This window comes from Winogradskya consettensis (genome assembly GCF_018332715.1).
GTDB classification, from domain to species: Bacteria; Actinomycetota; Actinomycetes; order Mycobacteriales; family Micromonosporaceae; genus Actinoplanes; species Actinoplanes consettensis.
Genome location: NZ_BOQP01000051.1, coordinates 105760 through 123593 on the forward strand (window position 1 = coordinate 105760; position 17834 = coordinate 123593).

Consider the following 17834-nt stretch of genomic DNA (forward strand, 5'->3'; position numbering starts at 1 on the left):
CCTCGACGGCGCCGGCCGGGGGCCACACGGTCAGGCCGGCGTCCGCCGGGTCGAGGGCCGGGCCGGTGCTGCCGCCGGCGTGGCTGGTCCACTCGGCGTCGTCCCCGGCGCGTGCGGAGATCCGGATGCCGCGGTCACCGGTGGCGTCCGGCGCGCCGACGCGGACCTGCACCTGGACACCGCCGGTGGGCGGCAGGACCAGGGGCGCCTCGATGGTCAGGTCGCGCAGGCTCTCCGCGCCGGCGTGGTGCGCGGCGTGCAGGGCCAGCTCGACGAAGCCGGTGCCGGGGAACAGGATCCGGTCGAGGACGACGTGGTCGGCCAGCCAGGGCTGCGCCGAGACCGACAGCCGGCCGGTGAGCACGAGACCGTCGCCGTCGGCGAGGGAGAGGGCGGCGGCGAGCAGCGGGTGCCCCGCGGGGGTGAGCCCGGCTGCGGCCATGTCGCCGGGGGCGGTGCTCGGCTGCGGCCAGTAACGCTCGTGCTCGAACGCGTACGTCGGCAGCGCGACCGTCGGCCCGCTGCCGAGGACGGCGGCCCAGTCCACCTCGCCACCGGCGGCCCACAGCTCGCCGGCCGCGCGCAGCATCCGGTCCCAGCCGCCCTCGTCGCGGCGCAGGGTGCCGACCGCACTCGCGTGCTCCGACATCGCGCCGGTGAGCACCGGGTGCGGGCTGGACTCCACGAACAGCCGGTGACCCGTGGCGGCCAGGGCGCGGACGGTCTCGTCGAAACGTACCGGGCGGCGCAGGTTCTCGAACCAGTAGCCGGCGTCGAGGCTCTCGCCCCCGGCCGGGGCGGCCGTGACGGTGGAGAAGAACGGGATCCGGGTGGGGCGGGCAGTCAGGCCGTCCAGCGCCGCCAGCAGGTCCGCCTTCACCGCGTCGACGTGCGCCGAGTGCGACGCGTAGTCCACCGGCACCCGCCGGCACCACACACCCGCACTCTCACACCGCGCCACAAGCTCATCCAGGTGCGCCGTGCCACCCGAGACGACCACCGAGGTGGGTCCGTTGACCGCCGCCACGTCCGCGTCGTCCAACCCGTCGAGCAGCTCTTCCACCCGCGCCGAGGTTGCCGCGACGACGAGCATCCCGCCCGTGCCGGCCAGGGAACGCAACAGCCGCGAACGGGCCGCCACGACCAGCGCACCGTCCTCGATAGACAGTGCACCCGCCACCACGGCAGCGGCGATCTCACCCTGCGAATGGCCGATGACCGCCGAGATCTCGACGCCCAGGGATTCCCACACCGACGCCAGGGAGACCATCACAGCCCACAACACCGGCTGCACCACGTCGACGCGGCTCATCCACCAGTCGTCGTCACCGGTCAGAACCTCGGTCAACGACCAGTCCACCTGCGGCGCCAGCGCCGCCTCACAATCCGCGATCCGGGCGGCGAACACCGGCGAGGACGCGAGCAGATCCGCGGCCATACCCCGCCACTGACCGCCCTGCCCGGGGAAGACCAGGACCACACCGGCATCGCCTGGCACCGCCGCGGCACCCGGTTCCAGGGCCTCCAGGGCGGTCACGAACCCGGCGGGGTCACCGGCGACCACCGCGGCGCGGTGTTCCAGGACCGTGCGCGAGACCGCGAGGGACCGGGCCACGGCCGCGATGTCCAGCTCCGGGCCGGCGGCGAGGGAGGCCAGCCGGGACGCCTGCGCCCGCAGCGCGGCAGGGGTTTTCGCGGAGAGCAGCCACGGCAGCGCCGAGGGAGTCTCCGGGAGAGCTGTGGGAGCCGGCCGGGCCGGGGTGGCCGGGGGTTCCTCGATCACCACGTGCGCGTTGGTGCCGCTCATGCCGAACGACGAGATGCCCGCCCGCCGGGGCCGGTCGCCGGCCTCCCACGGCTGGGCCCGCGTGAGCAGCTCGACGGCGCCGGCCGTCCAGTCCACGTGCGAGGTCGGCTCGGTGACGTGCAGGGTCGGCGGCAGCACGTTGTGCCGCATCGCCATCACCATCTTGATCAGGCCCGCGACACCCGCCGCCGCCTGGGTGTGCCCGATGTTCGACTTGACCGAGCCCAGGAGCAGAGGCCGATCACGATCCTGACCGTACGTCGCCAGCAGCGCCTGGGCCTCGATCGGGTCACCGAGCCGCGTGCCGGTCCCGTGCGCCTCGACGGCGTCCACGTCGGCGGGCTCCAGGCCGGCGGCGGCGAGCGCCTGCCGGATGACACGCTGCTGCGAGGGGCCGTTCGGGGCGGTCAAACCGTTGGAGGCGCCGTCCTGGTTGACGGCGCTGCCGCGTACTACGGCGAGGATTTCCCGGCCGTTGCGCTGGGCGTCGGACAGCCGTTCCAGCAACAGCACACCGGCGCCCTCACCCCAGCCGGTGCCGTCGGCGCCCTCGGAGAACGCCTTGCAGCGACCGTCCTCGGCGAGGCCACGCTGCCGGCTGAACTCGGTGAAGATGCCGGGGGTGCTGAGCAGGGCGACGCCGCCCGCCAGGGCCAGCGAGCACTCGCCCGACCGCAGCGACTGCACGGCGAGGTGCAGCGCTACCAGCGACGACGAGCACGCCGTGTCGACGGTGACGGCCGGGCCCTCGGTGCCGAACACGTACGAGATCCGGCCCGACACGACGCTCGCCGAGTTGCCGGTCGCCACGTAACCCTCGTGACCGGCGGCGGACTCGTGCAGCAGGGTGTCGTACTCCTGGCTGTTGGAACCCATGAAGACACCGGTCGCGGAGCCCGCCAGCGACAGCGGGGCGATGCCGGCCCGCTCGAACGTCTCCCACGTGGTCTCGAGCAGCAGGCGCTGCTGGGGGTCCATCGCCACGGCCTCGCGGGGGTTGATCCCGAACAGGCCCGCGTCGAAGCCCGCGATGTCCGCCATGAAGCCGCCGACCCGGGTGAACGACGAGCCCGCGTTGCCCGGGCTGTCGTCGAAGAGCGTGCCGAGGTCCCAGCCCCGGTCGGACGGGAACGGCGCGAGCCCCTCGCGGCCGCCGATGACGAGGTCCCAGAGCGTCTCCGGGTCGGTGACGCCGCCCGCGTACCTGCAGCTCATGGACACGATGGCGATGGGCTCACCCGCGTCGGCGGCGACCCGCGCGACCGGTCCGGCGCTCTCCTGGGCGCCGGTCAGCTCCGCGAGCAGGAACCGGGTGAGCACGGTCAGGTTCGGATAGTCGAACGCGAGACTGGCCGGCAGCGCGAGCCCGGTCGCGGTCGCGAGCCGGTTCCGCAGCTCCACGGCGGTCAGCGAGTCGATGCCCAGCTCACGAAACGCCGTGGTAGCACCGACGCCGGCCGGGTCCCGGTAGCCGAGCACGGCCGCCAGCTCGGCGCGGACCAGCGCGCCGATCTGCCGCTGCTTCTCCGAACTGGTGACCGAGCGCAGCTTCGGCGCGATGCCGGGCTCGGAACCGGTGGCAAGGGTGCCGGAAGCGGCAGCGGCAGCCCGGGCCTCGGCGAGGTCGTCGAGCAGCCGCGTCGGCCGGATCGCGTACAGGGACGCCACGAACACCGGCCAGTCGAACGCGGCGACGACCAGGGCGGGTGCGGTGCCGCGGATCGCATCGTCGAAGGCATGCAGGGCGGCGGCGGGCGCCAGCGGGGGCAGCCCGGCGCGGCGCATCCGCTCGGCGATCCCGGCGCCCGTGGCCATGCCACCGCTCGCCCACGGGCCCCACGCGATGGAGGTCGCCACGAGTCCACGCTGCTGACGGTCGCGGGCGAGGGCATCCAGCGCCGCGTTCGCCGCCGCGTAGTTGCCCTGGCCGAGGCTGCCGATAGTGCCGGCCACCGAGGAGAACAGCACGAACATGGTCAGGCTAGCGGCCGAGGTCGCCCGGTCGAGGTTCGCCGCAGCGGTCACCTTGGCCCGCAGCACCGCCGCGAGCCGCTCCGGTGTCAACGACCCGAGCGTGCCGTCGTCCAGCACCCCGGCGGCGTGCACCACACCGCGCAGCGGCCGGTCCGCCGGCACGGCGGCCAGGAGAAGGTCGAGCGCCGTGGCGTCCGCCACGTCGCAGGACTCGATCGAGACCTCGGCACCCAGCCCGGTCAGCTCGTCGAGCAGCTCGGTGGCGCCGGGCGCGTCGAGCCCCCGGCGGCTGGTCAGCACGAGCCGCGGAACACCGCTCGCGGCGAGATGCCGGGCGACCGCCGCGCCCAGGGCACCGGTACCGCCGGTGATCAGCACGGTCCCGTCCAGGTCGGGCCCGGCCCCCGGGGCACCCGTGACGACCCGGCGCAGGCGGCGCCCGTGGACACCGTCACCGTCGATGCGGACCTGATCCTCCCCGAGCCCACCCAGCACGGCAGCCATCTGCCGGCCCATGGTCTCGTCGAGCGCCGCCGGAACGTCGATCAGCCCACCCCAGCGCTGCGGCATCTCGAGGGCCGCGACCCGGCCCAGTCCCCACACCGCGGCCTGATCCGCGTCGATCTCCGCATCCCGCGTCACACACCACAGCGGCGTGCCGTCACCGAGCCGCTGCACCAGGTCCAGAACCTCGGCGGCGGACGGCAGCACCGCCACCACCCCGGCAACCCCGGCCGGGACAGCGTCACCGAACCGCGCCACCGACACCTCGGCACCGGCGGCAACCAGCGCAGCCCCGATCCCCGCAACGTCACCACCCGCAACGTCACTGCCCGCGACGTCACTCCCTGCGACGTCACTCCCTGCGGCGTCACTCCCTGCGGCGTCGCTGCCCGCGGACGTCAGGATCAGCCAGGGCCCGGCGAGTGCGGGCTCCCCGGTGACCGGTACCGGTGCCCAGGAGATCTCATAATGCAGTCCACCCTGAACCGTGCGGCCGCTGTGGCGCCGATGCCAGGCGGACAGCGCGGGAAGAACCGCCCCGAGCGCCTCGGACCCGGCGGTGATGTCGAGCTGGCCCGCCAGTTCCGCGAGATCCTCACGCTCGACGGCATCCCAGAACGCGCCGTCGATGACACCCGCGGGCGCCGTCAGCCAGTAGTGCTCGCGCTGGAACGCATACGTAGGCAGCTCGGCCCGGCCCGCCTCGGGCAGCACCCGCGTCCAGTCCACCCCGACACCGGCCACATGCAGCTTCGCGACCGCCTCCAGCGGCCGGTCCCCCCGCACCACAACAGCATCGCCATCGTCATCGCCGTTCAGGCAACTGGCTGCCATCCCGGCCAGCACACCCGACGGCCCCACCTCCAGGAACCGCGTCACACCTTGCCCGCTGAGCGTCGCGATGCCGTCGGCGAACCGGACAGCCTCGCGAACCTGACGCACCCAGTACTCGGCATCCCACCCATCCATCACCAACGGAATCCGCGGCTGTCCGTAAGTGATCGTCTCCGCAACGGCGCGGAACTCGTCAAGCATCGGTTCCATCAGCCGCGAATGGAACGCATGCGACACCTGCAGCCGTTTTGTCCGCTTATCAGTCTTCAGCGCCTCGATCGCTTCGACCGAACCCGACACGACCACAGACGTCGGACCGTTCACCGCAGCAACATCGAGAACATCGCCGATGATCGAACGAACATCCGCCTCTGATGCTTCGATCGCCAACATGGCACCACCGGTAGGAAGCGCCTGCATCAAACGACCACGAGCAGACACCAGCGAGATCGCGTCGTCCAGATCGAACACACCCGCCACGTGCGCGGCAGCCAACTCACCGATCGAATGACCAAGCAGGAAGTCGGGAACGATCCCCCAGCTCTCGTAAAGGCGGAACAACGCCACCTCGAACGCGAACAAAGCGATCTGCGTGTGCTGCGTCTCGTGAACACGCTCATCCGAAACAATCTCGGCCCGCGCACCAACCGCGTCATACGCATCAGCGAACACCGGGTAACGCCGGTAAAGCTCATCGGCCATCCCGGGCTGCTGGGAACCCTGCCCGGTGAACAACATCGCCAGGCGGCCGTCCCCCACCGAACCCGCGAACACACCAGCGGCACTACGACCGTCAGCAACAGCAGCCAACCCAGCGTCAAAACTGACCGCAGAGTCCGCGACGACAACAGCCCGGTACTCCAACACCGCACGCGAACGCGCCAGAGCACCCGCTACAGCTGACACATCCGGCTCGGCCAGAGCACGCAACCGGGATGCCTGGGCCTGCAACGCCTGTGCGGACCGGCCGGAAACCAGCCACGCCGTCGGACCGTCCTGCACGGAGACGACCGCAGCCGGCTCATCACCCGCGGGGGCCTGCTCGATGATCGTGTGCGCGTTCGTCCCACTGATCCCGAACGACGAAACACCCGCCCGGCGAATATCGCTGTCCCACGACTGGGTTGACGTCAACAACTTGACTGAACCAGCCGCCCAGTCAACATGACCCGACGGCTCATCAACATGAAGCGTCGACGGCAACACACCATGCCGCATCGCCATAACCATCTTGATGATGCCCGCAACACCCGCCGCGGCCTGCGTGTGCCCGATGTTCGACTTCACCGACCCCAACCACAACGGCCGATCCCGTTCCTGACCGTAAGTAGCCAGCAGAGCCTGCGCCTCGATCGGATCACCCAGACGAGTACCCGTCCCATGACCCTCAACAACATCCACATCCGACGCGTTCAACCCGGCCGAAGCGAGGGCCTGCCGAATGACGCGCTGCTGCGACGGACCATTCGGCGCCGTCAAACCATTCGACGCACCATCCTGGTTGACCGCACTGCCCCGGACCACCGCCAAGATCTCGTGACCGTTGCGGCGAGCATCGGACATGCGCTCCACCAGGAGGAGACCCGCGCCCTCGGCCCAGCCCGTACCGTCCGCTGATCCTGCGAAGGACTTGCACCGGCCGTCGGAGGCGAGACCACCCTGGCGGGCGAACTCCTCGAACAGCACCGGCGAGGACAGGACGGTGACGCCGCCCGCGAGGGCCATCTCGCACTCGCCGTTACGCAGCGCCTGCACCGCCCAGTGCAGCGCGACCAGCGAGGACGAGCACGCGGTGTCGACGGTGACGGCGGGGCCTTCGAGGCCGAAGGTGTACGCCACCCGGCCCGAGATGACGCTGTTCGCGGCGCCGGTCAGGCCGTGGCCCTCGGTGTCGGCGCCGAAGCCGTACATGGAGGTGGTGGCGCCGACGAAGACGCCCACCGGGCGCCCGCGCAGTGACCTCGGGTCGAGGCCTGCCCGTTCGAAGGTCTCCCAGGAGACTTCGAGCAACAACCGCTGCTGGGGGTCCATGGCGAGGGCCTCGCGCGGGGAGATGTCGAACAGCCCCGCGTCGAACTGCGACGCGTTGTGCACGAATCCGCCGGCCGGGGCGAACGTGGCCGTGGCGGGGAGCTGCCAGCCGCGGTCGTCGGGGAACCCGGTGATGCCGTCCTCGCCGCCGAGGACGAGCCGCCACAGGTCCTCGGGCGACTCGACGCCACCCGGGTAGCGGCAGCCCATGCCGACGATCACGATCTCGTCGTCGGTGACCGGACCGGTGACCGCCGCGAGGGTGACCGGGGCCGCCTCGGCCACGCCGAGCTCGGTGAGCAGGTGCTCGGCGAGGATCGCCGGGGCCGGGTAGTCGAAGACCAGCGAGGCGGGCAGGCGCAGGCCGGTGGCGCCCTGCAGGGCGTTGCGCAGCTCGACGGCGGCGAGGGAGTCGAAGCCCATGTCGCGGAACGGGCGGTCCGGGTCCACGGCGGTGCCGGACTCGTGGCCGAGCACCTGTCCGGCGCGGGCCCGTACGAGGTCGAGGATCGTCCGTGACCGGTCGCGGGCGGGGAGGGCGGCGATCCGGTCGCGCAGGGTTCCGCCGCCGGCGCTGCCGTCCGCGGGCATCCCGAGGATGCCGCGGGCCTCGGCGAGATCGCCGAGCAGGCGGCTGGGCCGGCCGGCGGTGAACGTGGGGACGAACGAGGGCCAGACCACGTCCGCGATCACGAGGTCGGTGTCGGTGCCGTCGGCGAGGGCGGCGGCCAGGGCCCGGACGGCGAGCGCGGCGGGCATCGGACGCAGGCCGGTACGGCGCAGCCGGCGGCCGACGACCTCGTTGTCGGCGGCCATGCCGGAACCGGCCCAGGGGCCCCAGGCGAGGGACGTGGCGGCGTCACCGCGGGCCCGGCGGGCCTGCGCGAGCGCGTCGAGGTGGGCGTTGGCGGCGGCGTAGTTGGCCTGCCCGGCGCCGCCGAGCGTGCCGGTGACGGAGGAGAAGAGCACGAAGAACGGGAGTCCGGTGCCCGCGGTGAGGGCGTCGAGGTGGTCGGCGGCGGTGGCTTTGGCGTCCAGGACGGCCGCGTACCGGTCGTCGGTGAGCGCGGTGACCACGCCGTCGTCGACGATCCCGGCCGTGTGCACGACACCGGCCAGCGGGGCGTCGGCCGGGACGCCGGCGAGTACGGCGGCGAGGGCGTCCCGGTCGGCGGCGTCGCACGCCACGATCCGGGTCTCGGCGCCGAGCGCGGTCAGCTCGGCCGCGAGGTCGTCGGCGCCCGGGGCCGCCGGGCCGCGGCGGCTGGTGAGCAGCAGGTGGGACGCGCCCCGGCCGGCGAGCCAGCGGGCGACCTCGGCACCGAGCGCGCCGGTGCCACCGGTGATCAGCACCGTGCCGACGGGGACGGTGAACGGGTGGGCCGCGGGTGTCGCCGCCCGGCGCAGGCGCGGCACGAGGACGCCGGTGGCGCGGATGGCGACCTGGTCCTCGTCGCGCTGAGCCAGCACCGACACCAACCGCGAACCCGCCCGCACATCCACCACGACCGGCAGATCGATCAGACCACCCCAGCGCTGCGGATCCTCCAACGCCACACTGCGACCGAAGCCCCACACCTGAGCCTGCACCGGATCGGGCGCACCATCACGCTCGCCGGCCCGCACCGCACCCCGGGTCAGAGCCCAGACCGGGACCACAACATCCGCGGCGACCAACTCACGCACCAGCGCGGCCGTGCCGAGCAGCGGAAGCCCGCTCAGGACGGCGGACACGTCCGGCGACAACTCGTCGACAACCCGTACGCCCGCAGCACTGAGCGCGGCAACAACGTCGTCACCGACGCCGGTGACGAGCCATGTCCCCGCCGGCGACCCGGCAGGCATCTCGGCAGCCGGACGCCAGCCCATCCGGTAGCGCCAGACGTCCACCGTGGACGACTCCCGGCGGCGCCGGCGCCACGAGGACAACGCCGGCAACACCGGGCTCAGCACCTCGTCGCCGACACCGAGCACGTCGGCGAGGCTCGCGGAGTCCTGCTTGTCGACGGCGTCCCAGAACGTCGCCTCGGCGTGGCTGCCGCCCGTGGCCACGGCGGGCTCGGACCAGAAACGGCGGTGCTGGAACGCGTACGTGGGGAGGGTGATCCTTCGTCCCGGTGTTTGGTTCACGGCGGCCCAGTCCACGGCGGCCCAGTCCACGGTGATGCCGGCGGCGTGCAGGTCGCCGGCCGCCCGCAGCGCGCTGTCGACCTCGTCCTCGCGCAGGGCGGCGACCACGAGCTCGGTGCCGGTCAGGCAGTTCTGCGCCATGGCGGCCAGGACCCCCGCCGGGCCGACCTCCAGGTACCGGGTGACGTGCTGCCCGGCCAGGTACGCGATCCCGTCGGCGAACCGCACCGCCTCCCGGACGTGGCGCACCCAGTAGGCGGCGGAGTACGTGGCAGGCTCGGCGGTGAGGTTGGAGACCACCGGGATCCGGGGCTGCGCATAGGAGATCGCGTCGGCGACCTGCCGGAATTCCTCCAGCATCGGCGCCATGAGCACCGAGTGGAACGCGTGGGACACCGTCAGCCGCTTGGTACGCCGATCCGTCACGAGCGCGTCGATCGCCTCGGCCGGGCCGGAGACCACCACCGCCGAGGGGCCGTTGACCGCGGCGATGTCCAGCTCCTCGCCGATCAGCTCGCGGACGGTCGCCTCGTCGGCCTCGATCGCCAGCATCGCCCCGCCTGCGGGCAACGCCTGCATCAGCCGGCCCCGCGCCACGACCAGCTTCACCGCGTCGTCGAGATCGAAGACACCCGCGACGTGGGCAGCCGCGATCTCTCCCACCGAGTGGCCCAGCAGGTGATCGGGCCGCACGCCCCAGCTCTCGAACAGCCGGAACGTCGCGACCTCGATCGCGAACAGCGCCACCTGGGTGTACTCGGTCTCGTGCAACCGCTCGTCGGCGACCACGGCGTGCAGCGACCAGTCCAGCCGCGTGTCCACCGCGTCGAACGCCGCCGCGAACACCGGGAAGCGCTCGTACAGTTTCGCGCCCATCCCCACGCGCTGCGCGCCCTGACCGGTGAACAGCATCGCCAGGCCACCCCGGGCCGGCGTCAGGGTCTCCCCCGCGATCACCGCGTCCAGGTCCGCCAGCAGCCGCTCGCGGTCCGCGCCGACGGCCACCGCCCGGTGGTCGAAGACCGCGCGGGTCGTCGCCAGGGCCCGGGCCACATCCGCGACGGCCACGTCGGGGCGGCCCTCCAGCCACTCGCGCAGGGCGGTCGCCTGGCCGCGCAGAGCCTCAGGGGTACGAGCCGACAGCGGCCACGCCACCGCCCCGGCCACGTCCTCGTGCACGGTGGAGACGACCGTGTCGGCGGGCGCCTCCTCCAGGATGATGTGCGCGTTCGTGCCGCTGATCCCGAACGACGACACCGCGGCGCGGCGGGCCCGGCCGGGGCGATCCCACGACCGGTTCCCGGTGAGCAGCTCGACCGTGCCGCCCGACCAGTCGACGTGCGGGGACGGCCCGTCGACGTGCAGCGTCACCGGCATGGTGGCGTGCCGCATCGCCATGACCATCTTGATGATGCCCGCGACACCCGCGGCGCCCTGGGTGTGCCCGATGTTGGACTTGATCGAGCCGAGTCGCAGGGGCCGGTCCGCGGGGCGGTCCTGGCCGTACGTCGCGAGCAGCGCGCCCGCCTCGATCGGGTCGCCGAGGGTCGTACCCGTGCCGTGCGCCTCCATCACGTCGACGTCCGCGCCGGACAGACCCGCGGACGCCAGCGCCGACCGGATCACCCGCTGCTGGGCGGGGCCGTTGGGCGCCGTCAGCCCGTTGGACGCGCCGTCCTGGTTGATGGCGCTGCCCCGCACCATGGCCAGCACGGTGTGGCCCCGGCGGCGCGCGTCGGAGAGCCGCTCGACCAGCAGCAGGCCGACGCCTTCCGCCCAGCCGGTGCCGTCGGCCGTACCGGAGAAGGGTTTGCACCTGCCGTCGGCGGCGAGACCGTCCTGCCGGCTGAACTCGGCGAAGATTCCCGGGTTGGCGATGACCGTGACGCCGCCGGCGAACGCGAGGTCGCACTCGCCGGAGCGCAGGGCCTGCGCGGCCAGGTGCAACGCGACCAGCGACGACGAGCAGGCGGTGTCGATGGTGACGGCCGGGCCCTCGAGCCCGAACGAGTACGCGATCCGGCCGGACGCGACGCTGCCCGACAGGCCGGTGAGCGAATAACCCTCGCTGCCCTCGGCGCGCATCCCGGCGCCGTAGCCGGAGTTCGCGGCGCCGACGAACACGCCGGTGGCGCTGCCCCGGACGGTGGCGGGGTCGACACCGGCGTCCTCCAGCGCCTCCCAGGCCGCTTCGAGCAGCAGCCGCTGCTGCGGATCCATCGCGAGCGCCTCGCGCGGCGAGATGCCGAAGAACTCGGCGTCGAACCCGGCGGCGTCGTGGACGAATCCGCCGGTCCGCGCGTAGGTCGCACCGGCCAGCTCGGCGTCCCAGCCGCGGTCCTCGGGGAAGTCCGACACCGCGTCGACGCCGTCCCGGACGAGCTCCCACAGTTCCTCGGGGTTGCGGATGCCGCCCGGCAACCGGCAGCTCATGCCGACGATGACGATCGGGTCGCCGGCGACGGCGGCATGCGGCACGGGTGCCACCGGGGCACCGTCGTCGCCGACGAGCTCGGCGAGCAGGTACGCCGCGAGCGCAGCCGGTGTCGGGTAGTCGAAGACCAGCGTGGCGGGCAGCCGCATGCCGGTCGCGGTGTTGAGCCGGTTCCGCAGCTCGACCGAGGTCAGCGAGTCGAAACCGAGCTCCTTGAACGCTCTGTCCGCGCCGACCGCGGTCACCGAGCCGTGCCCGAGCACCGCGGCGGCGGCGGTGGCGACCACGTCCCGCACGATCTCCAGCTGCTCCTCGGCGGCCTTGCCGACGAGCCGGCCGGCCAGCGACGAGCCCGTGCCCGCGGCGGCGGCGACGGCCCGGCGCCGGGCCGGGCCGGCGAGGGTGCGCAGCAGAGCGGGCATGGGAGTGCCGGCGGCACGGTACACGGACAGCTGCAGCGGCATCGGGACGAGGTGGTGGTACGGCTCGGCGACGGCGAGGTCGAACAGCGTGGCACCCAGCTCGGCGGTGATGGCCCCGCCTGCGTTCGCGGCCCGGTCGAGGTTGCGGCCGGCCAGGTGCGCCGTCATCGCGGAGGCGTCGGCCCAGAGACCCCAGGCGAGCGCCTGCGCGGGAAGGCCGGACGCCTGCCGCATCGAGGCGAGACCGTCCAGGTAGGCGTTCGCGGCGGCGTAGTTCGACTGCCCGGCCGTGCCGAGCGTGGCGGCCGCGGAGGAGAACATCACGAACCAGGCGAGGTCCAGGTGGCGGGTCAGCTCGTGCAGCGTACGGGCAGGGTCCGCCTTCGGCCGCCACACCGTGGCGATCCGGTCCGGGGTCATCGCCCCGAAGACGCCGTCGTCGAGCACCCCGGCGGAGTGGATCACGCCGGTCAGGTCGACGCCCTCGATGAGCGCGCCCAGCGCCGCGCGGTCCGAGATGTCACACGCGGCGACCTCGACCTCGGCGCCCAGCTCCACCAGCCGGGTCACGAGGTCCGCGCCGCCACCGCTGCGGCTGGCCAGGATCAGCTTGCGTACGCCGTGCCGTCGCACGATGTGCTCGGCGAACAGGCCACCCAGCAGACCCGTGCCACCCGTGATCAGGACCGTGCCCTCGGGGCGCACCGGGGCCGGCACCGTGAACACGTTCTTGCCGACGTGCTTCGCCTGGCCGATGTGCCGGAACGCGTCCGCCGCGTCGCGGATGTCCCACGCGCGCACCGGTGACAGCGTCAGCTCACCGGCCTCGAACAGGGTGACCAGCTCGGCCAGCATCTCCGCGACCCGGTCCGGGCTCGCCTCGACCAGGTCGAACGCCTGGTAGCGGACCGGGATGCCGGCGGGGTCGCGCTTGTCGGTCTTGCCCATCTCGGCGAACCGGCCGCCGGGGCGCAGCATGCCCAGCGACGCGTCCACGAACTCGCCGGCGAGGGAGTTCAGGACCACGTCCACGGACGGGAAGCTCTGCGCGAAGGCGAGGTCACGGGACGACGCGATGTGCTCGTCGTCCAGCCCCATCCCGCGCAGCGTGTCCCACTTGGCCGGGCTCGCGGTGCCGTACACCTCGCCGCCCCAGAGCCGGGCGAGCTGCACCGCGGCCATGCCGACGCCGCCGGTCGCGGCGTGCACGAGCACCCGCTCGCCGGGCCGGACGTCGATCACGTCCCGCAGGCCGTAGTACGCGGTCAGGAAGACCACCGGGACGGACGCGGCCTCGGCGAACGTCCAGCCGTCCGGGATGCGGGTGACGAGCCGATGATCGGTGACCGCCATCGGGCCGAACGAGCCGCGTACCAGGCCGAAGACCCGGTCACCGGGCGCCAGGGCGGTCACGTCCGGTGCGACCTCGACCACCAGGCCGGCGGCCTCGGAGCCGATCACGGACTGGTCGGGCACCATGCCCAGGGCCACCACGACGTCGCGGAAGTTGACGCCGGCGGCGCGGATCTCGAGGCGGATCTGACCGGCGGCCAGCGGTGCGGCAGCTTCCGGCGCGGGTACGAAAGCGAGGCTGTCGATCGTGCCCCCGTCGTCCGCGACGTCGAGCCGGTGCGGGCCGGACGAGGGCAGGGTGAGCCGCCCGGCGGTGACCCGGACCAGCCGGGGAACGGACACGGCACCGGCCCGGATCGCGACCTCGGGCTCGTCGAGGCCGGCCGCCCGGACGGCCGCCTCCCAGCCCTCGGCGCCGGTGTCGGCGAGGACGATCCGGCCGGGGTTCTCGGTCTGCGCGGAGCGCAGCAGGCCCCAGGACGCGGCGGCTTCGAGATCCGTGACCGGTCCCCCGGCGGGCACCGCGCCGCGGGTACGCACGATCAGCTCGGTGCCGGCGAGCCGGTCGACGGCGAGCCAGGACTGTACGGCGCCGAGCACCTCCGCCGTGGACAGCCCGACGGCGTCGAGCACCACCGCGCGGGGTGCCGGTTCGCTCAGATCCGCGGGGTCGCCGTCGAGCAGGACGGCGTCCGGTCGTGGGCCGGGGGTCGCGGGGGCGAGGGTGGTCCACTCGACGCGGTGCAGCGCCTCACGGGCGGCCGTGCTCTCGGAGGCGATCTGGTCGCGGGACGTCGGGCGCAGCGCCAGGTCCGTCACGGTGGCGACGGGGGCGCCGGTCGCGTCGGCGAGGTCGACGGTCATCCGGTCGGTGCCGGCCGCGCTGATCCGTACGCGCAGCGTGCTCGCGCCGACCGCGTGCAGGGTGACGCCGGACCAGGCGAACGGCAGCCACACGCCGTCACCGGACACGAAGTTCCCGAACGAGGCGGCGTGCAGGGCGGCGTCGAACAGGGCCGGGTGCAGCCCGTACCGCTGGGCCTCGTCGCGGGCCCCGGCGGTGAGCTCGACCTCGGCGAGGATGTCGGCGCCGTCCTGCCAGGCGCGCTGCAGGCCCTGGAAGACCGGGCCGTATTCGTAGCCGGCGTCGGCGTGGCGTTCGTAGAAGCCGTCCAGGTCGATCGGTTCGGCGCCGGGCGGTGGCCACGCGGCCGTCTCCGCCGGTACGGGAACCGTGGCGGCACCGAGCAGACCGGTGGCGTGGGTGGTCCAGTCACCGGTGTCGCCGGCGCGCGACGAGATCCGCACCGGGCGGGCGCCGTCCGGGTAGGCGGCGCTGACCCGGACCTGCAGCTGCACCCCGCCCGTGGCCGGGACGATCAGCGGGGCCTCGATGGTGAGCTCGCTCAGGCTGCCGGTGCCGGCGCGGTCACCGGCGTGCAGGGCGAGCTCGACGAACGCCGTGCCCGGCAGCAGCACCCGGCCGAGGACGCCGTGGTCGGCGAGCCACGGGTGCGCGGCGATGGACACCCGGCCGGCGAGGATGAGCCCGTCGTCGTCGGCGAGCGACACCGCGGCGGCGAGCAGCGGGTGACCGCCCTCGGCGAGCCCCACGGAGGCGAGGTCGCCGGTGCCCGTCACGGCCGTGTGCCAGAAGCGTTCCCGCTGGAAGGCGTACGTGGGCAGGTCGACGACCGGTACCGGGGCGTCGCCGAGCACGGTGCTCCAGCCGACGTGACCGCCGCCCGCCCACAGCTGACCCGCGGCCCGCAGCATCTGGTCCCAGCCGCCCTCGTCACGGCGCAGCGTGCCGACACCGGTGCCGAGGCGCTCCTGGATGCCGCCGACCAGCACGGGATGCGGGCTGACCTCGAGGAACAGGGCGTGTCCGGAGGCGATGAGGTCCTGCACCACGTCGTCGAAGCGCACCGGGCGCCGCAGGTTCTCGAACCAGTACCCGGCATCCAGGGTCTCCGTGCCGACCTGGGACCCGGTGACCGTGGAGTGGAACGGCAGACGCGCGACCCGGGGCGTCACACCCGCCAGCGCCGCCAGCAGATCGTCCTTCACCGCGTCGACGTGCGCCGAGTGCGACGCGTAGTCCACCGGCACCCGCCGGCACCACACACCCGCACTCTCACACCGCGCCACAAGCTCATCCAGGTGCGCCGTCCCGCCCGAGACGACCAGCGACGCGGGACCGTTGACGGCCGCGACACTCGCGTCGTCCAACCCGTCGAGCAGCTCCTCCGCCTTCGCAGCCGTAGCCGCGACGACGAGCATCCCGCCCGTACCGGCCAGAGAACGCAGCAGCCGCGAACGGGCCGCCACGACCAGCGCACCGTCCTCGATAGACAGTGCGCCCGCCACCACGGCAGCGGCGATCTCACCCTGCGAATGACCGATCACCGCGGAGATCTCGACGCCCAAGGACTCCCACACCGCGGCGAGGGAGACCATCACAGCCCAGAGGACCGGCTGCACCACGTCGACGCGGCTCATCCACCAATCGTCGTCACCGGTCAGAACATCGGTCAACGACCAGTCCACCTGCGGCGCCAATGCGGCCTCGCAGTCGGCGATCCGGGCGGCGAACACCGGCGAGGACGTGAGCAGATCGGCGGCCATGCCCAGCCACTGACCACCCTGACCGGGGAAGACCATCACCACGTCGCCGTCGCCGGCAGGCACACCCGGCCCGGCCTCGACAGCGCCGAGCCCGGTCACGAAGCCGGGCACGTCCTCGGCCACCACCGCCGCGCGGAATCCCAGCGCCGCACGACCGGAGACCAGCTCGCGGGCCACGGCGGCGATGTCCGGGACGGCCGTTTCGGCGTACGCGCTCAGCCGCCCCGCCTGCGCGACAAGGCCCTCGGGCGTGTGGGCGGAGATCAGCCACGGCTGCGGACCGGCGCCGGCGGCCGGCTCGGTGGCAGGTTCCGGCTCGGGCACGGACTCCAGGACGATGTGCGCGTTGGTGCCGCTGATGCCGAACGACGAGACACCGCTGCGTCGCGCCCGTCCGGTCTCCGGCCAGGGTCGCCCCTCGGTGAGCAGCCGGACGGCACCGGCGTTCCAGTCGACGTGCCCGGTCGGCTCGTCCACGTGCAGCGTCGGGGGCAGTACGCCGTGCCGCATCGCCATGACCATCTTGATGATTCCGGCGGCACCGGCGGCGGCCTGCGTGTGCCCGATGTTCGACTTCACCGAGCCGAGCCACAGCGGCCGGTCCGCGGACCGGTCCTGCCCGTACGTCGCGAGCAGCGCCTGCGCCTCGATCGGGTCACCGAGCGTGGTGCCCGTGCCGTGCGCCTCGACGGCGTCGACCTCGGCCGGGGACAGGCCCGCGCTCTCCAGCGCCTGGCGGATGACGCGTTCCTGGGACGGTCCGTTCGGGGCGGCCAGGCCGTTCGACGCGCCGTCCTGGTTGACGGCGCTGCCGCGGACAACAGCGAGCACCCGGTGGCCGAGTCGTCGGGCGTCGGAGAGACGCTCGACCAGGAGCACGCCGGCGCCCTCACCCCAGCCCGTACCGTCGGCGGACTCCGCGAAGGCCTTGCACCGGCCGTCGGGAGCCAGCCCCCGCTGCCGGCTGAACTCCACGAACGTGGTGGGGGTGGCCATCACCGTGACCCCGCCGGCGATCGCCATCGTGCAGTCGCCGCGGCGCAGCGACTGGATGGCCAGGTGCAACGCGACCAGCGCGGACGAGCAGGCGGTGTCGACGGTGACCGCAGGGCCTTCGAGGCCGAACGTGTACGCGACCCGCCCGGACAGCACGCTGGCCGCGGTCCCGGTGGCCCGGTACCCCTCGACCGCCTCGTCGTCGCCCTGCAACAGGGTGGCGTAGTCCTGGCCGTTGCTGCCGGCGAAGACACCGACCCGGCTGTGGCCCAGCGAGCGGGGGTCGATCCCGGCGCGTTCGAACACCTCCCAGGACGTCTCCAGCAGCAGCCGCTGCTGCGGGTCCATCGCCAGCGCCTCGCGCGGCGAGATGCCGAACAGTGCGGCGTCGAAGTCCGCGGCGTCGTCGAGGAAGGCGCCCTCGCGCACGTACGACGTCCCGGTGGGGGCATCGGCGGCCGGGTCGTAGATCGCGTCGATGTCCCAGCCGCGCCCGCCGGGGAACTCACCGACCGTGTCACGGCCCTCGGCGACCAGATCCCACAGCTTCTCGGGGGTGTCGGCGCCACCCGGGAAGCGGCAGCTCATCGCGATGATGGCGATGGGCTCCTGGTCGGCCTCCTCGACCTCGCGCAGCCGCCGGGTGGCCTGGCGCAACTCACCCGTCATCCACTTGAGCTGGTTCAGGAGCTTGGTGTCATCGGTCATGAGAATCTCCGAG

The 17834-nt window shown here is 73.3% G+C and carries 1 protein-coding gene (running past one end of the window); it reads right to left on the reverse strand.

Features of this window, described 5'->3' with window-relative positions:
* Nucleotides 1-17821 carry the start of a type I polyketide synthase gene (locus Aco04nite_RS49310; protein WP_280519480.1) on the reverse strand. 21716 nt of this gene lie to the left of the window's left edge, so only the first 17821 of its 39537 coding nucleotides appear in the window; its start codon is at nucleotides 17819-17821; its stop codon lies off the left edge, out of view.
* Between the last annotated feature and the right edge of the window lie 13 nt (nucleotides 17822-17834).